This is a genomic window from Novipirellula rosea (assembly GCF_039541335.1).
In the GTDB taxonomy this organism is placed as follows: Bacteria; Planctomycetota; Planctomycetia; order Pirellulales; family Pirellulaceae; genus Novipirellula; species Novipirellula rosea.
The window spans coordinates 42705-63329 of the sequence record NZ_BAABGA010000022.1 but is presented as its reverse complement, the minus strand read 5'-3'; the positions used below and the strand labels follow the sequence as shown (position 1 = coordinate 63329).

Annotated in this window: 14 protein-coding genes; 7 read left to right on the top strand and 7 right to left on the bottom strand. The window is 54.9% G+C overall.

Annotated elements, in window-relative coordinates:
* Window positions 1-44 precede the first annotated feature (44 nt).
* Window positions 45-3854 (top strand): secretin N-terminal domain-containing protein, encoded by a 3810-nt coding sequence (locus tag ABD971_RS08570; RefSeq protein WP_345321192.1) that lies wholly within the window; start codon window positions 45-47, stop codon window positions 3852-3854.
* On the top strand, window positions 3854-4762 hold the full coding sequence (locus tag ABD971_RS08565) for a hypothetical protein (protein WP_345321190.1): 909 nt from the start codon (window positions 3854-3856) through the stop codon (window positions 4760-4762). The genes ABD971_RS08570 and ABD971_RS08565 overlap by 1 nt, the downstream gene beginning before the upstream one ends.
* Window positions 4763-4901: 139 nt before the next feature.
* On the opposite strand, the gene ABD971_RS08560 is transcribed toward ABD971_RS08565, so the two are convergent.
* Both ABD971_RS08560 and ABD971_RS08555 read right to left on the bottom strand, forming a co-directional pair.
* Window positions 4902-7103, bottom strand: coding sequence for a transglutaminase-like domain-containing protein (locus tag ABD971_RS08560; RefSeq protein ID WP_345321188.1), 2202 nt, complete (start codon window positions 7101-7103; stop codon window positions 4902-4904).
* Window positions 7104-7315: 212 nt separating this feature from the next.
* Window positions 7316-7864 carry a shikimate kinase gene (locus ABD971_RS08555; protein WP_339942001.1) on the bottom strand — a complete coding sequence of 183 codons (549 nt, stop codon included), beginning with the start codon at window positions 7862-7864 and terminating at the stop codon, window positions 7316-7318.
* 504 nt (window positions 7865-8368) lie between these two features.
* On the opposite strand from ABD971_RS08555, the gene ABD971_RS08550 reads away from it, so the two are divergent.
* Entirely contained in the window at window positions 8369-9265 is an 897-nt protein-coding gene (locus tag ABD971_RS08550) for an MIP/aquaporin family protein (protein ID WP_345321186.1), read from the top strand.
* Window positions 9266-9379: 114 nt separating this feature from the next.
* A complete protein-coding gene (locus ABD971_RS08545; protein ID WP_345321184.1) occupies window positions 9380-10483 on the top strand; it encodes a GTP-binding protein in 1104 nt (367 codons plus the stop codon).
* 66 nt (window positions 10484-10549) lie between these two features.
* Here the strand turns inward: ABD971_RS08545 and ABD971_RS08540 are convergent, their stop codons facing one another.
* From ABD971_RS08540 to ABD971_RS08525, 4 genes are all read right to left on the bottom strand, one after another.
* Entirely contained in the window at window positions 10550-11404 is an 855-nt protein-coding gene (locus tag ABD971_RS08540) for an HAD-IIB family hydrolase (protein ID WP_345321182.1), read from the bottom strand.
* Window positions 11405-11411: 7 nt separating this feature from the next.
* On the bottom strand, window positions 11412-13418 hold the full coding sequence (locus ABD971_RS08535) for an amylosucrase (RefSeq protein ID WP_339942005.1): 2007 nt from the start codon (window positions 13416-13418) through the stop codon (window positions 11412-11414).
* Window positions 13399-15612, bottom strand: coding sequence for an HAD-IIB family hydrolase (locus tag ABD971_RS08530; protein ID WP_339942006.1), 2214 nt, complete (start codon window positions 15610-15612; stop codon window positions 13399-13401). The genes ABD971_RS08535 and ABD971_RS08530 overlap by 20 nt, the downstream gene beginning before the upstream one ends.
* A 149-nt stretch (window positions 15613-15761) precedes the next feature.
* Window positions 15762-16721 (bottom strand): PfkB family carbohydrate kinase, encoded by a 960-nt coding sequence (locus ABD971_RS08525; RefSeq protein WP_345321179.1) that lies wholly within the window; start codon window positions 16719-16721, stop codon window positions 15762-15764.
* A 462-nt stretch (window positions 16722-17183) separates the two neighbouring features.
* On the opposite strand from ABD971_RS08525, the gene ABD971_RS08520 reads away from it, so the two are divergent.
* Window positions 17184-18053 carry a DUF1559 family PulG-like putative transporter gene (locus tag ABD971_RS08520; RefSeq protein ID WP_345321177.1) on the top strand — a complete coding sequence of 290 codons (870 nt, stop codon included), beginning with the start codon at window positions 17184-17186 and terminating at the stop codon, window positions 18051-18053.
* A 290-nt stretch (window positions 18054-18343) separates the two neighbouring features.
* A complete protein-coding gene (locus ABD971_RS08515; protein WP_339942009.1) occupies window positions 18344-18703 on the top strand; it encodes a hypothetical protein in 360 nt (119 codons plus the stop codon).
* A gap of 85 nt (window positions 18704-18788) precedes the next feature.
* Here the strand turns inward: ABD971_RS08515 and ABD971_RS08510 are convergent, their stop codons facing one another.
* Entirely contained in the window at window positions 18789-19220 is a 432-nt protein-coding gene (locus ABD971_RS08510; protein ID WP_345321175.1) for a 6-pyruvoyl trahydropterin synthase family protein, read from the bottom strand.
* 224 nt (window positions 19221-19444) lie between these two features.
* On the opposite strand from ABD971_RS08510, the gene ABD971_RS08505 reads away from it, so the two are divergent.
* On the top strand, window positions 19445-20404 hold the full coding sequence (locus ABD971_RS08505) for an SMP-30/gluconolactonase/LRE family protein (protein WP_345321173.1): 960 nt from the start codon (window positions 19445-19447) through the stop codon (window positions 20402-20404).
* Window positions 20405-20625 lie beyond the last annotated feature (221 nt).

Sequence of the window (20625 nt, the reverse complement as noted above, 5' to 3'; positions counted from 1 at the left end):
GTTCATGGAGTACGTCTCTCGATCAACAGTAAAGGTGGTCGCAAATGCGGCGATGGATCCTCAGCACCCTGACACTTGGATTTACGTTGGTACCGTGTACCAATTTGGTAAACGCCCAAGATGCATCAGGCCCCGCACTTCGCAAACTTTCGGTTCCCGCGGCCCAGTCACGCTCGATTGCGACCAAGCTTAGCTTGATCTATCGCGACGTGCCGGGGGTGCAAATTTCACCCGATGCGAAGAACAATCAATTGGTGGTGATGGCCCCCGAATCCGCGCAACGCAAAATTGCTGCGGATGTTCAATCGCTAATGAATTCCGAGGCGGTCCAGCAAGCTTCAGCGACGGGCCCGGTGCACGTTCAGCTGAAAAACGTGACTTGGCGTGAATTCGAAGACGACTTGAAGCGACTCGCAGGGCTTCCGTTGCCGATCACGACGACCCGCAACGGCGAACGCGCATCGTTTCAGCTCAGCGCGGCTCCGCTGCAGGGCACCACGGTCGAGGTCGATCGACGTCGTAACATGGTGACCGTGATGGCTGCCCAACAAAACCAAAAAGGGTGGCAGAAAGTCATCAACACGTTAGACGCTCCGTCGCACGATCAATCCAAGATCACCGAGCTGATGCGGCTTGAAAACGCCGAACCCGCACCGATCCAGCGCGCCATCCGCCTGCTGGGCGAATTGGATGCTCGCCGGGTGAAACCGATCACCGCAGAAAACGCCTTCCAAAACGCAGTCTTTCAACAAGACGCTGCCGCCACCCCCGCCACCCCCGCCGCCCCGGCTGCCAATGCGGCTCCCCAAAACAACGACGCGGAGTCCGACGAACAAGGCGGATCGGGTGTCATTGGCGACACCCAAATTCAATTCGTTCCCGAGCTGGGCACGATCATTATCCGCGGAGCAAAACGCGACGTCGAACGGGTAATGGAAGTCATCAAGGAAATCGAAAAACAGAGCGACTTGACTCGACCCGATATCGAAGTGGTCAATTTGCGGCATGCCGATAGCAACGCCGTCGCGACACTGCTGAAGCAACTGTACGACGATGTGCTTTCCGCTCGTCAAGGCGAAGTCAGTATCACGGCACTCGATTCGCCGAACTCGCTGCTGCTGATTGGCCGCGCCGAAGCGATCAACGGCGTCCGTGATTTGATTGCCAAAGTCGATATTCCTGTCGACGAGACCAGCCGGTTGCGAATCTTTCGTTTGCAACACGCTTCGGCTTCCGATGCCGAAGAAACGATTCGCAGTTTCTTTGTCGACCGACCAGGAGGCAGCGACGATCTTCGCCCCGGCATCGGACCTCGGGTTCGCGTGCTGGCCGATTACCGCACCAATTCGCTGATCGTCAGCGGTGCACCTCGTGACATGGAAGAGGTGACTCGGCTGATCAACGATCTTGACGTGCAACAAGTCTCGGCTCAAAGCGAAATCAAAATCTTCCCGCTGACCAATGCGGTTGCCGAAGACTTGGCCCCCGTGATCCAATCCGCAATCAATGGCGAGAGCGAATCCGGAGGCGATTCCAACGTGACCACGCCATCGACGTCGTTGTCGATGGTTGCCGTGGACGGTGACGGAAATCAGATCCTTGATTCGGGCATCCTTGCAGGCGCCGTGATCACCGCCGATCCCGGAGCCAACTCGATTGTCGTACGAGCTCCGGCAGCCAGCATGCCGTTGATCGGCGAGCTGATTCGCCAGCTTGATAAAGCTCCCGGCATCGATTCGCTTGTCAAAGTGTTCACGATCGAAAATGGTGACGCCGTTCAATTGACAACCGCGTTGACGCAACTATTTGGTGATGACGCCGCGACCAGCGGCACCAGCATCGGTGCAGGCAACCTCGGTGGACTGCCCACGACGACCGCCGGTAGCGACAGTTCGCTTGTTCCGTTGCGATTCAGCACCGACCTGCGAACCAACAGCATCATCGCCAGCGGTTCGGCCGAAGACCTCGAAGTCGTCGAGAGCATTTTGCTGCGACTCGACGGTGCGGGATTCTCGGAACGCATCACCGAAGTGATTTGGCTGCGTCATCAAGCCAGCGACACGGTCGCCGCAGCGATCCAGCAATACGTTCAACAACGCTCGCAAGGCGTCAATACGATCCAGCAGTTCCAACAGGGCGGACTTGGTCCTTATGACCTTCCCGATCGCGATCTAGTCGTGGTGTCTGAACCGGTTACCAACAGCTTGCTGCTGAGTGTTTCGCCGCGATTGTATGAAGATGTGCGTGGATTGATCGACAAACTTGACCGACGTCCCCCTATGGTGCTGATCAAGGTATTGCTTGCCGAGGTCAGTTTGGATGACATTTTCGAAGTGGGTGGCGAGATTGGCTTGCAGGACTCGCTGATGTTTGACCGTGGCACCGCTTCGAATGCGTTTCCATCGTCAACACCTGGATTCAACTACAACGGTAACGGGACGCCCAACGTCAGCTCGTTTGGCAAAGAGAGTTTGGCAGGGCGCGGTTTGACCAGCTTCGGTGTCGGTACCACCAACGGTAATCTCAACTACGGTGGCTTCGTACTAAGTGCGGCAAGTGAGTCGGTCAGTTTGCTCCTGCGAACGCTGCAAGACGCACGACGTCTGCAGATTCTCAGCCGTCCTCAGGTCATGACGATGGACAATACCGAAGCACTAGTTCAGGTCGGACGTACGATCGCGCAAGTGACGGGAGTCATCCAAAATGGAATCTCCGGAAACCAAGTCGTCACCGAACCGTTGCAGGTTGGTTTGATCATGCAAGTTCGGCCTCGTGTCGGTGCGGATGGTTTGATCATCATGGACATTGACGCCACACGCTCGGATCGTGACGCTTCCAACGGAACCCAGGTTCCTACGGGCGACGGCTCGGTGTTGATCCAGGACATTTTGGTCACCACTGCACAATCAACTGTCGCTGCCTACAGTGGCCAAACGGTGATCTTTGGTGGTTTGATCCAAAAAACCCGTAGCAACTTTAGCCGCCGAGTTCCTTACCTCGCCGATATCCCGTTGTTGGGCTACTTCTTTAAGTACGACCAAGAGTTTGAACGTCGTTCAGAAATGCTCGTGATCATGACTCCGATGCTGGTTACCGGCGAAGAGGACTTGGATTACGTCAAAGCAACCGAGTCGAGCCGTATGAGTTGGTGTCTGGCCGATGTGGTTGAAATGCACGGTGACGTTGGTTTGAGTGGCGGCTATGGATTGTGGGGACCGGCAACCGGTGGCACGATCTATCCCGACTTGCAACCGACCGTGGACCAGTTCCATCAAGGCGAACTGATGAATGGCGAAGAGTATTGCCCTCCGGCGGGTGTGAATTCATCGTCGGTCATCATCTCGGATCAACCGACCATGATCGACGCGGGTTCTTCCCTCAACGATTCGCCAGTGATCTACGAATCATCGACGGTGCCCGAGCATGCAATGCCGCGAGGCATCCCGCAAACGCGAAGCAATCGAATGCAGCCAAACGGATTACCCAACGCTGTCGCACCACGAGGAACCGGTCAACCGCGTCCAGGTCAACCGTTGACTCAGCACGGTAACGAAGGGGAAGTCCAGTGGCAATCGCCACCGAATCTCGATGTGCCCAATCAATCGGGGAACAGTCGCCCGCCGATTAGCGGCCCCGCGATGAATCCTTACACGCAAACGGGAACCGAATCGAGTGCGAACCAAGTCAGCTGGATGCAGAACGCAAACGCTGGCAAAACGATCGACTACGCTGCCGCGTCAAGCGATCGTCCTCAGCGATTAGGAGCGGTCGTTCCCACGGCCGCTGAAGTTCAACCTGCTGCCCAACCGGTGCAAGCGATCCCCAGCATTTCCCCGCAAACATGGATTCGATAATGACCTATTTAGAAAACGCATCCAGTGCCAGCGTCGCCCGACGGCGATCCCTTAGCCGTTTGCTATGCCATGTGGCAGTCAAATCACTTGCCGTGGCAATGATTTGTTCGCTGGTCGGTTGTATCACCGTCGGCCCCGATGGTAAACGCGTTAAGAAACCAGGCGGATCGCTCGCCGAGAAAATGCCATGGGCCAAGAAGAAAGACGAAGTCCCAGAACCCTACCCCAATCCTGTCAAAATGGCGGCGACTTGGACTCCGGACACGTTGGTACAAACCAATCGAACCCCAACGCGTGGGTTCGGGGGACGTATCTTCTTCTACAATGAAAAATCACACGCCGTGCCTGTCGATGGTACGCTTGTGATTCATGGATTTGATGAAAACGCAGAGACAAGTGATAAAGCAACGAAGCGGTTTGAATTTACGCCCGAGCAGTTCACACGCCATTTCAGCCAATGCGATCTCGGGGCATCCTATAGCATTTGGGTACCATGGGACGCAGTGGGTGGTGAAGCTCGCCGAATTTCGCTTGTGGCATCGTTCCGCACGAAAGAAGGGGTGACAGTTCAAGGCGTTCCCGCGACCGTGATGCTGCCTGGGAAAGAGTCACCGGAAGTGACGCTTGCGAAAGCCGAGCGGAAATTATCGACTCAATACCAAGAGTATCGTGACGCCGCAGCTTCGATCAACACTCGAACTTCGGGGTTAACCACCACGACGATCCAGCGGCGTTCGCCACGCACTGCGGCGCAAACCAAAGAAGCACCGGTGCAAGCGTTCCGCAATTCGATGTTGGCCGAGAAATCGTCAACGCCTTCGGTCGAACTGAAAATGGCGACCCCGCCAACCGAAGAGGGCGTGTTGCCGGCAAGTGCGACCATGCCTGCGAGCTCGTTCACGCGATAACGTGGCATCAACGCAGAGAAACAAAAAACGCGGCGGACCCAATGGTCCGCCGCGTTTTTTATTTGGCTTTTATAAGCCATGGTGCAGAAGTGAAATCACCGTTGCTGGTCTACCGCCTGGCCCCACCGCCATGGTCACGCTAGATCTTTGGCACAGCGCTGGGAGTTTTTCCTTGATAACGAGCCTGAGCGAACTCGCGGTACCATTCCGCGGTGGCCGCGACCGATTCACGCTTTAGTTTACCGCTGCTCAGATCGAGTGTTTCAATGCGATCGGCGAACTGGTGCATCGTTTCATGGGCTGCACGGGTCAACGATAACCGCTTCATTCGGCGGTCCATTTTTCTCAGCATTTTGTGACTCCTACGGTCTGCGGGATCGGCGAAATCCAACTGGATTCGACGTGATCGCCGCCAAACCATGACCGACAAAACCAGAAACATCGGTGCTTGCATGACGCGGAAAATCGCCAGCACCGGATTGTTCGCGCGAATGGCAACCAGAAACGCGCTGATCGACGAGACAACCGAGTCGGCGATCGTTTCGTCGTCAAGTTGCGGTGACCATGACGGGCTATGCGATTGGTCATCGGTCGGGTCAACTGTGAGCGTCGAATAACGATGCCCAGGGGTCGATTCGACGGGGAACCACGTTCGGGTTTTTGCATCGTAAGCTTCGGCCCAAGCGTGAGCGTCACGATTGCGAGCGACCCAAAACTTCTTGTCCGGTTCTAATTCGTCGACAACATATCCGGTCACATAGCGTGCCGGAATTCCCTGAGAACGTAACAACGCGACCGTACCTGAAGCAAAGTATTCGCAGTGTGCCGCATGCCGTTTCTCGAAAAAGTAGAGCAGCGGATCCGCTCGATTCGGTGGTAGTGTCGGGTTCAACGAGTAGTCGAAGTTACGGAGAAAGAACTGGACCACTTTGTCAGCCTTCTTTCGCACATCCACTTCATCGCCACAGATTTCGTAGGCCAGCGGTTTTAGAATCCGATTCAATCGGTTCGGGACATGAGTCAACAATTGCAATCGAATCAGATCCAATTCGTCTTCGGGCGGCTGGGTCGCAGTCGCGATGACGTAAGGGCTGGTAACATCAATACCATGATCGATCAAACCATGGTGAGTCACCACCACGCTGCCACTGTGTGCTTCGATCCAGCGGCTGCCCAGCGGCATGAACACCGTGGTTCCTTTGAAGGGAATGTTTCGTACTTCGATCGTTCGCACCGGATCGGTACCGGCATCTTCGTCGGTTTGCGAAGTCAAGTCGAACCGCTGCAGCTTGGATGCACGACTACTCTTCAATACGGTTGTCCCCGGCCCCGCGGCAGTCACGGTGCGGTTCATCAGCGAGGTCTGGTAGGCAAATTCGTCAACCACTTGTGGGGTGGCAACGTGCCAATGACGGTTCTCGTAGTAGTCAAACGCAGTGCCTCGCAAATAGCCAGGCGAATCGGATGAGAAAACACACAGAGCGACTTCATCGGGGCTGGCCGTTTTGCCGTGACGGATCGAACCAATCGTCGATCCGTAGACATAGCGAGTTCCGGAGACCGCAATGTTGCTGAACGTGCTATCCAGCGAACTCTTTAACGTGGACTGGATCGTCGATTGCACTCGCGGCAAAGCCGAGTTGGTGGTTTGAGCGATCGCGCCGGTCACAATCACAATCACCGACAACGTCAACGCCGAGAGCACCGTTGCGGTGCGGTTAGGATTTCCAACAACCGCTGTCTCCGAGCCATCCAAGCTCGAGATTCGACGCGACGTCGTTGCGGAACCCAATCGTGATACCGCCGAGGCTTTCCAGAACGCACCTCGCCCGAGAATGTTCTGTGACGCTATCGCGTACCCCAGACAGATGCAGAACGCGATGGTGGTTTGCCCCGCGTTACTCTTGCTCACGCCCCCCGCCGCCACACTCAGTAAGACGATGATCAATCCCAACACCAACATCAAGCCATGTCCATCGGCACGCCGCATCACCCACAAGTACGCGATCCATGCCAATGCGGTATGGGACAACAACTCGGCCCCCATCCCAAAGGGGTTGATCGATTTCATGGTCAAATAGGGCACCGCGTGCGCCACAAAAATCGTCGTCAGACAGAGCAGTCCTGTGAACAAGGCGAAGGGACGCGATCGCCACCAAGACCGTCTCAACGAACCGTCCGACGTGCGATAGTGCTGTTCTAACAATCGCTGAATCCACGCCGCTGCAGACGCAACGACCGAAATGACGACAAGCGATGTCCAGCTGTCGAACGTGTTCGCCGTAAAAACGCCGAGCGCCAAAAACAATACGACAATCGTCCACTGATGACGCGAAAACATGAAATCCAAGACTCCTGGGGGGCGAGCAGTTCGTGGACGTACAAATTTTGGGGGTCCGCGCCAAAACCGATCAAACGCCTCGGTCGCGGCATTTATTTGCCGAATTTCCGCGGGCTCGAATTACGAGTTGATCCCAAAAACCAAATGGCGACGGCGTACGCAGAGTATTCTACAGCAAAACCATGTTTGCGGGGACAATGTCGCCCGTTGTATTAGCACCAACGGTTCTCGCGGCAAAGCGTCAATGCTTCCGCACTGACTTGCTCGAGCGTTTTACCCGAAGTATCGATCTGCACATCGGCCGCATCACTGTACAGCGGCTCGCGGAATGCCAGCAGTTCGCGAATCTCGTCGAGTTGGCCAAGCTGGGTCAGGGCTGGCCGATTCGCGGCGGTACCGGCGTCACCCGCGATTCGAGTCGCAAGCGTTTCTGCGGTCGCGACCAGCCAAATGCAATGACCGCTCGATCGGATCTTTTGGCGGTTGGACTCTCGCAAAATCGCACCACCACCAAGAGCCACGATCGATGGCGGTTCCGCCGCAACGATGTTCAACATCTCGGATTCGAGATCTCGAAAGCCTTGTTCCCCCGAGTCGGCGAAGATATCGCGAATACTGCACCCCGCATGACTTTGAATTCGGACGTCCAGATCGACCACGGGACAACCAAGCGCGTCGGCCAACCGCGTCGCCACGGATGTTTTTCCCGTACCTCGATAGCCAGTCAAATAGAGATGCTTTAACAACGGATTGGCGACCACAGCGTGAAATGGATTTCAGAGAACAGCGTTGATCCTTACCGCAATCAACGACGAGACCAGCGAATCATTCCGCCGCCGCGTTCGACGAAACTTTGGCGGATTGGGGTATTGGCGGGTGCGGCTGGTTTCCTCAATCGTACAACGCGACCGATTTCACGTACACGGGGACGAGCGGCCGCAATCCCGACGGAACCAAGACGCGTTCACGCTAACCGCTTGCAGACCCTGCACAGACTGGTTGACTTCAGTTTACGCTGATGTCTAATTGCGGGGCGCACAGGACAAACGGCAAGAGGAAAAGCGGAAAAGTGGGCGATCGAAGTATCATGGAAGCGGTTTGATTGTGGCACAATGCGGTGGCAAAGCGGTGGTATACTCGTTGCCGTCCCTGTCATCGCCGCCTCCCTACGTGATGTAGTCGAACGTGATGCCATCGATCGTGATACCATCGATCGGGGGTGCTGTCTGATTCTCGCTCCAAGATTAGATTCGTCATCCATATCCATGAACTCTCGTTCGTTATTCTCGTGCTGTGTCGCCGAGGTCATCGGCACGTTCCTGTTGATCTTGTTTGGTTGTGGCGCGGTGCACGTCGCCGTGTTGACCGGTGACCTGCAAGGTTTGTGGCAGGTAGGCATCGTGTGGGGCATTTCGATCATGGTGTCGATCTACGTCGTTGGCCCAATTAGTGGATCGCATATCAATCCTGCGATCACGCTCGGCTTGGCGACATGGCGATTGTTTCCCTGGTCACGCGTGGCACCCTATATCGTGTCGCAATTGGCCGGAGCGATGATTGCCGCGGTGACTCTGTACACATTGTTCCAACCCTATTTGGTCGAAAAAGAAGCTCAGAAGCAAGTCGTGCGTGGCGGACCGGGCAGCGAAATAACGGCAATGTGTTACGGCGAGTACTTTCCCAATCCAGGCTGGATGGCGGGCGGGGATGAGCTTTACAACAGTCAGATGCACCGAGATTACAACACACGTGTCTCGGAATCTGTCGCTTGTTTAGCCGAAGTCATTGGGACCGCGATTCTTGGCTTGGTCGTCGTGGCGGTCACCGATCCACGAAACGTCGAAGGCCCGAAAAACTTGGCTCCCGTGTTCATTGGACTGACGGTGGCCGCGTTAATCTGTGTGATCGCACCATTGACGCAAGCTTGTTTCAATCCGGCTCGCGATTTTGGGCCTCGACTCTTCGCGTATTATGCTGGCTGGGGATCGATCGCGTTACCGGGCCCCACCCCTACCGGATTTTTGACGGTTTACATCATTTCGCCGATCGCCGGATCGGTGTTGGGGATCGGACTGTATCAACGCGTCCTCGGCCCCGCGGTGGCCTCCGTCACTGACGACACCGGTGTCACCGATCATTCGCGTGATTTGAACCAACCCTAAGCATCCGGCCGGAAAGTGGTGACCGTTCACGTGTCACCCCCGCAGCTGACACACACACCCACTGCTTCCCCCTTTTTTTTCCCCTCTTCTTTCTTCCTCCTCAAGAGCAATACGATGTCATCGATTCGGTTCATCATGGTTGGCGGTTTTCTCGGTGCGGGAAAGACGACAACGATCGCACGGCTCGCTCGTGCTTATCAACAGCAAGGCTTGAAGGTCGGCATCGTGACGAACGACCAGGCTACCGATTTGGTCGACACCCATACGCTGCGAAGCCAAGGGTTCCAAGTCGGAGAGGTCGCCGGGGCCTGTTTCTGCTGTAATTTCAACGAGCTAACCAACACGACTGATCAACTGCAATGTGATGACAAGCCTGATGTGATCTTGGCCGAACCGGTCGGCAGCTGTACCGACCTTGTCGCCACAGTCGTGCGGCCGCTGATGCAATTGTTTGGTGATCGTTTTGATGTGGCGCCGTACGGAGTGATTTTAAAACCGAGTCATGGTCGGCGGATTTTAAAGGGGGATCCGAAAGCGGGCTTCTCTCCGAAAGCGGCATACATCTTCAAAAAGCAATTGGAAGAAGCCGATTTTGTCTTGATCAATCGGGCCGATGAGTTGTCCGAACAAGAATTGGATGAGCTGACCCGCTTGGTAGCGAGCGAGGCGCCGAACGTCCCTCTGCTGCGAATATCAGCCAAAACGGGTGACGGATTTGACGCGTTCTTAGAGTTGTTGGATCAACGCGGCGAGTTTGGTCGCCGTATTTTGGAGATGGACTATGACGTGTACGCCGAGGGCGAAGCAGAACTCGGGTGGTTGAACATGAGTTTGACGGCGACGGGTGAGTCCGAATTTGACCTGGACGCGTTGGTGCTCGACATTGTCAATCGGCTGCAGACGTCACTGGCCAACGCGACTGCAGAAACGGCACATTTAAAAGCGATCGGATTATCCGATGGCGCACACGCAGTCGCGAATCTGGTCAGCAGTGATACGAGTGCAGAGTTGTCGCTCCCTTCGGAACACAAAACGAAGGCTGCGGAATTGGTCGTCAACGCGCGCGTGGCTATCGATCCGGCACAATTGCAAACATTGGTCGAATCGGCTGTCGAGCAAGCGTGTGAACGCCACGGTGCAAAAACAGAAGTACGTCAAACGCAAGCCTTCCGTCCCGGCCGTCCCGTCCCAACCCACCGGATCACCGAAGTGGGATAGGCTGCAACCGGGATCGACGTCATACAACCGAAAAGTCTTCGCGACTTTCACGACGACGGGAAGAGACTAACGGACCTTTGTGACGTGGTGCTTTAGACCTTCCATCACGCCGCTGGTCGCTTTTTGATTGGCGAGAAAGACGTAGTCGGCGGTGTTGGCGCGCCGATGTGCCTCGCTGACATTCTGCTTCAATTCGTCCGATGCGTTGTGGACCACAATCGCTCGGTATCCAGCCGTCAACGCGGCTAAATCGTTACCGGAATCTCCGGCGAATACAATCGCCTCGGGACGCAGCGTCATGTGTTCGGCCCACCAACGCAGTGCGTAGGCTTTCGAAACACCCCGCGGCAACAGATCGATCAATCCGTCACCGTTAAAGGGATCGACACTGGCGATAATCGAATAAGGCGCCGAGATTCGTTCCAATTTCTGCTGAAACCCGTCGACGATCGATTCCAAATGCGACGCGTCGGCATAATAACTGAGCTTAAACGGCCCCTGTTTCTCAGGCTCTTGAACCCGCGTCCCCGCGATCCCAGAAAACTCTTTGATTAGATCCGTTGTCGCGATCGGGCCGACAATCGCCGCCAAATCGTCGTGATACGCCTGGACCCGCTGCATCGATTCGCCAGGCAATGATCCCGTATCGACCTGGGCCCCATTATCGACCTGGGCCCCAGTATCAACGCGGCGCATGATCGTCGTTCCGACGTCACAAATGATCCACTCGGGTGACGGCAACGCGTGCTCGGCAATGGCGTCTTGGACCGATGCAAAATGGCGTCCGGTAACGAACAGCAACTCCATCGCGTGCTCGCTCAAAAACCGCTGGACTTCGCTCAGATCGCGTCGATTATCGTCGTGATCCTCCAGCGGAATGAAGGTGCCGTCCAAGTCGGTTGCCAGTACTTTCAAATCCATTTTTTATTTACACTCGCATCAACCACAAAGTTTCATAAGCATCCAACACGATATCCTCGCTGGTTCCGAATTCACGATCGGTCAACGCGTCTTTGAAGAAGCGTCCGAGACCAACCGTTCGTAATCGGTTGCCATCGACCGACTGAGGTTGATCGGTAAAGTTCGCGATCACGATCAATCGATAACTCTCGTTGATGCGGATAAAGCTAAGCAGATGAACGTTGCCGGTCGCCACCAATTCCATTTGCTGCCCCGCCAACGCGGGCAACGCCTTTCGCGTTGCGATCAATTTTTGCAGGGATCGAAAGATGCGTTTGCGAATCGAACCGCTGCCCGAAGCGATCGTGTCATTCAGTTCGTGCAAGAATTCCCACTGCATTCGCGGCCGATGCACCCAGCGGGTATCGCCGGCCTTGGCAGGGTCTTTGACGAAATCGTAATCGTTCAACATCCCCCATTCTTCGCCCAAATACAGCAGCGGGATGCCACCGATGCTGAGCGTGATCCCTTGCAGCAACAGCATCCGGCGAATCGACATCTCTTTTTCGTTCTCGTCGCCTTCTTCGATCGCATGCTCGAGTCCCGCTAATGAGGCGAGCGTGCCAGCGATTCGCATATCGCCGGTTTCGAGGTTCTCTTGAAAAGGAACGCCGCGGGCGAATGAGCCTTTGAATTGGCCGGTGTAAAACTGGTTCAGAAATTGGCGATGGTCGTAGGCATTGATCCCCAAAGCCGCAGCATCGGCGTCGTCAAACGTCCACCCGATGTCGTCGTGACAACGCAGATAGTTAACCCACGCGGTGTGCTTGGGCAATTTGTGGCGATGGCTCAGCGATCGCGTCAACAAACGGGTTTCGTGCGTGGCGAGCGACTCCCATAACAACGCCATCAGCGTGGGGTTGTACGAAATTTGGCACTCTTCGGGACTGATGTATTTCACCACGTCATCGGGATGCACAATCGCTTCGGATTTGAACAACAAACTGGGTGTCGCAATGCGGGCGAGTCGGCTAAAGGCTTGAATCAGCGTGTGAGCTTCGGGCAGATTCTCACAACTGGTGCCCATTTGTTTCCAAACAAACGCCACGGCGTCGAGCCGCAAAATGTCGATGCCGGTGCTCGAGATAAAGAACATTTCTTCCAGCATCGCACGGAACACCGACGGATTGCTGTAGTTCAAATCCCACTGGAAACTGTTGAATGTGGTCCACACCCAACTTTGCATCCCATCGTGCCAGGTAAAATTACCGCGACGAACGGTGGGAAAGATCTCGCGAAGCGTCCGCTCGTATTGGTCGGGCAGCGTGCGATCAGGAAAGATGTAATAAAAGTTTTGATACTCGGGGTCACCTGATTGCGCATGTTTGGCCCAATCGTGGTCATCCGAGGTGTGGTTGAAAACAAAATCCAGCACCAAGACAATGCCAGCCTTGCGAAGCTCGGTCGCCAAGTTACGCAAGTCATCGATGGTGCCAAGCCGCGGATCGACACTGCGATAATTACTAATCGCATAACCGCCGTCGTTATCGCCGGGGCGAACCGCGAACAACGGCATCAGGTGCAGATAAGTCAGCCCAAGCTCTTTGAAATAGTCAATCGAATCGGCGAGCTTGCCAAGATTCTCGCTGAACAAATCGACATACAACGCACCCCCCACGATCTTTTCCGAAACAAACCAATCGGGTTCATTAATGCGGTGGCGATCCAGTTCGCGCAGCTCGGCCGGACGGTCCAACCAAGCCTCGGCCGCCGTGATCAGAATCTGTTCGAGATGATAGAAGAAGTCGTACCGTGTGCCATACAGCTGATACAACAGCGCAAAGAGTTCTTCCCAATTGTCGACCAGCCGCAGTCCGAATTCGTGACGCAGCTCTTCATCGGCATCCCGGCTATCCCAAAACGCTTGCAACCGAGGCGACAAGCGTCGTAACGAGAGATCGGCTTCGTAAGAGAGTCCGCTGGCGTGCGACACGATGCTGCCGTTGCGGATTCCTTTAGGATTCGATCTGATCATTGGGAATTACGATATTCTCTAAAAAGTTGTAATACTCGATGCCTTCGATGATGCCTCGCGCGTGCGAGTGTTCGGCAAAATAAATTCGAGGATGGTTGCGAAGTCGGTTCAATTCAGGACTGTAATTGGCGACAACAACCCCCAGACTGCGGCCTTGCAGCATGCCAGCATCGTTTCCGCTGTCGCCAGCGACCAACACATGCTCGGCCGAAAAGCCCCATTTCCACATCAAATGGCGGATCGTCATCTCGCTGCCGCCACGGACGGGGATAATGTCAAGATACATGCCCAATGACAACAGAACCTTAGCACGTAATCCAGCGGACCGCAGATGTTTCTTGATCTGCATCGTCGATGGCGCCACCTTGGTGTCCATCTCGTAGCTTATTTTGAACTCGGACTGATGCGAGTCGTCCTGTCGAAATAAACCTGGGATTTCATCCAACACCTTGCGAATTTCGTCCGGCTTCCAGGCGTAATCGATCTGCTTTCGCCAACTGCGATCGGGAGTCAACTTTTTGCCGTAGTGCAACTGCGTTCCGGCGTCAGTATCGATCACGTCGGGACGTGGCAGCCCGAGCTGCTCGATCAATTCCATCGCACTGTCGAGCCGCCGGCCGGTGGCGATGGCAAACCCAATGTGGTCATTTTGCTCAAGCATCGCCGCAAATTCGGCAAGCGCCTCGTTATCACCCGACAACGTATTGTCCAAATCGGTAACGATCAACCGGTCAAATTCAGGCAAACGACGCGCCCGTGGGGCGCTGACCAGCGCGGGCACCGAGGAATGCTCGAGAATATCGTCCAAATCACGCAGGTAGCGGTGCGCGTGATTGCTCCACGAATAATGCTTACGCGTACCTTCGATTCCCGCCTTGGACCAAGCCTCCCACTGATCCGGCTCGGTCAACGTTCGCAGCAACGCTTTTTCGATCATCTCGTCGTCGAGCGGGTCAATCAGCAATCCATTACTGCAATTCGCGATGATATCGCGAGGCCCGCCATCGTTGGTCGCCACAATCGGTAACCCTGTCGCGCCAGCCTCTAACAACGTCAAACCAAACGGCTCCGTCAACGCGGGGTTGATAAACACCCCTTTGCCCTGGGCCGCAAATCGATACAGTTCCGGCACATCGCTTGGCGAGTGTGTTTTCGGATAGGCTACCCGTCCATACAGATCGTGTTTGTCGATCCGGTGCAGCACACTATCGAGCACGCGACGCTGAGCCTTGGGCAGGTCCAACATGTCGTCACGCGAGCCCATGATCAGCACGAGATTGGCGAGCTTTTGCAACTGCTCGCTTTGTCCATACACATCGACCAGCTTGGTTAGATTTTTACGCTCGTCCGGCCGCGCCATGGTCAGAATCATGGGCTTGTTCGGATCTCGCAAAAAATGGTCCAGCGAATCAGCGATCGCAGGCCGCGGCCAATCGGCCGCGGGGGGCGCAAAGCGAGACAGATCAACGCCTGGTGGAATGACCTCCATCCGCGATGGGACGTAGTGATCGTACAACTCGTATTGCTGCTGAACCTCTTGCGTCGTACTGGTGACGACCATCGACGCAGTCTCCAACGCAATCTCTTCTGCCTCGGTCCGCAGCGAGAACTTGTAACGCCGATCCAGTGATTCGAGGTTATCTTTGTTCAACGACAATCGCTGCCGCTTGACCCGCCCCAGCGAGTGGCCGGTGAAGATATATGGCACATGCAGCAACCGCGACAATTGAGCTCCGGCGAGTCCAGCGTCAGCGTAATGACCGTGAATGATGTCCGGAATTCCGGTGCGACGAAAATGCACCAAAGTCTGGTCCACAAAATGGTCCACGTACGGCCAAAGTGCTTCCTTCTTGAGATAGCGTCGCGGCCCAAACGGGATGCGGATCAGTTTGGCATTTTCGCTGATCTCTTCTTCCAGTTGTGCATAATCATCCGAAACTTTGGGGTCAATAATTTGCCGCGTTAACAATTCCACTTCGCGAACCTGCGGTTGCGAAGCAAGCTCGCGAGCGAGTTCGAGGACGTAAATGACTTGACCTCCGGTGTCCGCGTCACATCCAAGCTCGGGTTCGTGAGCACGAATCAATCCATGTAAGCTGATCAATGTGATCTTGAGTCCGTTTTCTCGATCGAGTAGTCGGCGGGATCGTGAACTCGCAGTTTCGCTAGGCTCTTCAGTCTTCGTTTCAGGCATAACCTTGACGTTTCTGTTGGAGTGAAATGAACAACTTAAAAAAAGGGGCGATGATGTCGTTGGGGATTATTTTTTCGTCGCGAAGCGGCGTGAGCCGCTCGGTTGGTTTTGATGTTTGATTTCGGTTGCTAACCGCCGGGCCACGTGGCTCATTGATCGAGCTCGTAAACCGATTCATCGGTGGTCGTGGCGCCGCGGAGACCGCAGATACGGGCCGCAAAACGTACCGCACGTTCAATCACTTGTTGGTAAGAGATCCCAGCCAAAATGCCATCGATCGTGGCGGCCGCAAATCCATCGCCCGCCCCGACGGTATCGACCATCGATTCCGGTTTTGGCGCCGCTGCAAAAAACGCACAGTCATGCGTGATCGCGTATGCCCCCCGAGATCCACAGGTAATAAAGTAAACCGCCGAACTACCGTATTGACCTGAGATTTTCTCGACCGCGCGGCGAACTTCGTCTTCCGACGAACACGGCAAGCCGGAAATCCCCGCCAACTCTTCATCATTCAGCTTGATGAAATCCGCACCGCTCAGCAGTTCCGGCAACCACTTCGAATCAAACCAAGGCTCGCGAATATTGATATCCACGAACCGCGATGCGGTCGAGTTTGCGATCCAGTACTTCAGCGTGTCACGTGTCTGAGGCGCTCGCCACGCCAATGTGCCGTGATAGAAAATGGAATGTGCATCATCGATCGATAACGATGCCCCCGCTTCTTGCCTGCCGGTGCCAGCGTTTGCTGAACTCACCTGCGGAGGCTCAATAAAGTCGTAAGCGCGTGGGTAAACAATGTCGTATGACGGTTGGCCATTTTCGAGCGTGACCTGGACGGCTCCCGTTTGATGTTGCGGGTTGGTCTGCAATCCATCCAATTTCATTCCCCAATCTGCCATCCGCTCGCGGATCTGTTTTCCCTCAGGATCATCGCCCACCGACGAAACAAACGTCGGTTTGCGGCCCAACCCCTGCAGATTCCATGCCACATTAAAGGGAGCCCCGCCAAGGATACTGCGTCCGTCGGGGAAATGATCGAGCAGCACTTCGCCAATGATCAGTGGCGAACCTCGAAACTCAAGACTCGTTTTGGGGGCGTGAGAAGTCATTCGATCCTATCGAGCTCGGCGGTGAATTTTGAACATGCATTGTACGGATTTGCGAAACGAATGCGAATCGCGACAAAAATTGGGCGGTGCAATCGCCATTTCGTTACTCTCTCGCGTCCTCGAGAAAGCCCAGCACACGATGATCCCTTGCAGTGGGCAAAACGATGTTTGAGAGTGTCGAACACGGTATTTGCGTTACCCCGCCCCGGTTCGGCCCCCCTCGTTTACTAGCAAATGATCGTAGCAAATCATGCGCCCCCGTTCGCGGATCTCCACACTTGAGCAGAACCGCAAATTCTTAGGCCGTTTGCTTCGAACAATAGAAATTTGTGCGATCGTTGACTTGCCATCTCGAACACCCACGATACAACTTACAGAGGTACAACGTCACCCCCACCGGCACGCCAGCGGGGGACCGATCGGGGACAACGCACGGAGAGACGCAGCACGCGTCTAGCAAGCATGGCACCCAGAACGTCCAACTTTTCGTCACCCAATACGCGGGACAATCCAAGCGGATACCGCGTCGTTGCGACGCGCTGTCGGGCTGGATTTACCCTGGTCGAGCTGCTGGTCGTGATCAGCATTATAGGTGTCCTTTTATCGCTCAGCATGTCCGGTGTTCAAGCAGCACGCGAGGCGGCCCGGCGTACACAGTGCTCGAATCATTTGCATCAACAGGCGCTCGGGTTGCACCAATTCCATGCAACGTTCAACACGCTGCCACTTGGAAATGATCGCTTACAGCAGCGCAATCAGTCGTGGTGTTCCGCGATTTTGCCTCACATCGAACAATCGGCGATTGCCGTGTCGTACGATCGCAAACTTGTCTGGGATGCCTACCCGCGGAATGCAGAACTTGCCGCCACGATTATTCCCACATTTCGCTGCCCCTCGTCGATCGTCGACAATCCGGGCGATACCGATTACGCCGCAGTGATGGGCAGTGCACTAGCGTCCGAGCGAGCTCAGCCGGGTATCGACTTGAACAACGGAGTTTTGATCTCCTCGACGCCCAAGCGTTTGAATCCCGTCTCGCTACCCGAAATTATCGACGGCACAAGTTACACGATCTTCTTGGGCGAAGTCGTCGACCGGCTTCCCGAGGCGTACGGTTTGTGGGCAGATGGACGCAACACAATCTCGCACGACAACGGTGGCATCAATATCGACAACAGCGGCGAGATCTTTAGCTTTCACCCGGGCGGAGCACAGGTCGCGTTTTCCGACGGAGCCGTCAAATTTTTGACCGAGTCAACCGATGCAAATTTAATCGGCGCCTTGTGTTCTCGCTACGGACACGAACCCGTCAATGAAGTATTTGGACATTAATGTTTGGACGTTCAGACGCGATTCCGCCCTTCACCTCGCCCCTTCCAACCGACCTCTCCCATCCTCCCCACCCCCGACCGTTTTGAAAGGAGTTTGCACCGGCCTGAATTCTGTACCACCATCGATGCCGCGTGAGTTTTGTTAACCGCTACTCAAGTTCGTTAACACTGTGTTTTGACACCCCTAGCAACAAAGTCGAGCAAACAAATTCACAACGCAACCTTGGTGCCCCTCATCGTGTTTACTGCTAGTTTCCATCCATGGTTCACAAAACAACAAAGAGTTCACAAATGTATAAGCTATGCCTTGCTGCGTTGATCGCTTTCGCTGTCCCCTCGGTTGCAACCGCTGGCGGCGGTGGAAGTAAAGAGCTCGGAAAAATCCGTTTCCATAACGGCAGCGGTCAGATCGCGTACGTGACAGTCGACCCGAGCGACGCTCTGAAAAATGCAACCCCAGACAAATTTGTCAAACTAGGCGGACGCATTTTGAATCCTGGCGAGTCAACGGAATTCAAGAATTTGAAAGATGGTAATCACACAGTCTTCAGCACGCTGAAAAACCAAGGGGATATCCCCTCACAGGCAGACTTTAAGCCTAAGACGGTGAGTACTCGCAAAGGGGTGACCAGCAACGTCAACGCCTTCTGACGATCCGGCTACTTCATGACGAGATCAGTTCACTCAGCGGCTAATTCCCAAGAGTCCACTCGGCGGGATTAGCCGTATTTTTTTTCTAAGCGTCCAATTCCACTTCGGCACACGTTTCTTCACTTTCCCACAAGCGGACTTTGAAGGCCGAGGCGCCAGTCCCCGCCAGGATTTTGGGGCAGACTTCGTTCAATAGGTGCAGCGCCATATTTTCGGCAGTCGGGTTGGACGCCAACTCATAAATGCGATGCGGTTCGGACGAGCGGATCGCGGCGAGCCCATTCTCGTCCTGGTCCCACAGAATGAATGAATGGTCCCAATTTTCGTCCAACCATCCTTTGCATCGCTCTTTGAGCAGTTTGAAATCGAGGATACGGCCGACGGAATCCTGCTCGTGACCGGTGACATAGATTTCGACCACATAGTTGTGTCCGTGCAGGTTTTGGCATTTGCCTTCGTGACCGACCAAGCGGTGGCCGGCACAGAACGTAAATCGCCGCATGATGCTCAATGACATCGTCATGTCTTCCTCGAATCGATACCGAATCCGTGCCGCGGTTCGCAACAGGATGAATTGCAATAGGGGTGTCTTCTACTTGAGGCATCATAGAGTATGTCACCATTCTCGCGAATCGGCCTGGTTTCTTCGCCAGCAAGAAAATGGCACACTATGCGATCAACCGGATCATGGAACGATCCGCGCTGAATCCATCATCCACCGCAAACCCCAAGTCATCCATCATGCCTGAAACTCGCCAAGCTACCGCACTGAGCGTTCCGACGACCGATGCATTGCGATTTTTGCCCGAAGGCCCATTCGCGCTGCGCGACAGTCGATTCTCGTGGGTCGGAATTCAACACGGTGCCGATGCGACGCAGGGATCGCTGAATCTGTACGATCTGGCGACGCAAACCAACCAATCGTTTGATCTACCGGGACGACCGGGGTTTGCGTTTCCCTGTACGACCGCGAACCGATTCCTGGTCGGTTGCGAGCGTTCGCTCGGTTTCTTTGACACCGCGACCGGCACGTTCGAAGCGTTTCAAGAAGGGATTGACGGTGACGTGACCAACACGATCATCAATGACGGCACTTTTTATGAAAACAACTTGGTGTTTGGAACCAAAGACCTCGAATTTGCCACCAAAAAAGCAGGCTTGTATCTGTATCGAGGCCGCGATTCGAAATTGATTCGGTTGCGAGACGACCAAATTTGCAGTAACGGTAAATCGATTGTCAAAAGCGACGACGGCACACTCCATCTGTATGACATCGATTCACCGACTCGCCAAATCGTTCGCTACAGCTTGGACATTGACGCTGCGACGCTCGGCGAGCCGACCGTTGTCATCGACTTGACCGACGATCCCGCGGTCCCAGACGGAGCGATTCTGACGCCTGATGGCAAACACGTGATCGTTTCGATGTTCTTGCCGGACGTCGCCGATTTTGGAACAACTCGTATGTACGACCTCGCCTCGGGCGACCTTATTTGTGAGTGGCAAACTCCGGGGTCACCGCAAAACACTTGTCCCGCACTGGTGCGGCACGATGGCAAGATCCAATTGGTGATCACGACCGCGGTCGAGAACATGGCTCCCGAAGCCAAGGCAAAGTGTCCTAATGCAGGCCAATTATTCTTAGCGGAAACCGATATCGCCGACCATGGTGGTCCGATCAACGAGCTTTACCCTGCGTAGCACAGACTGCCATCCTGTGATGGATCGAATTCGATTCACGCGTGATGAACCGTAGACTGGGAACGAAGCGGAGCAGGTTTCGGGCAACGTATTCACCATCCCGAGCGACTCATGCCGGATCGACGCCGCTACTGCGGCTTGATCCGGCCTTCGCGAGTACGGACAAAAGTCTTCGCGACTTTCGCTACGGAAGACGATTGCTCTTGATGACAGGCTAGAAG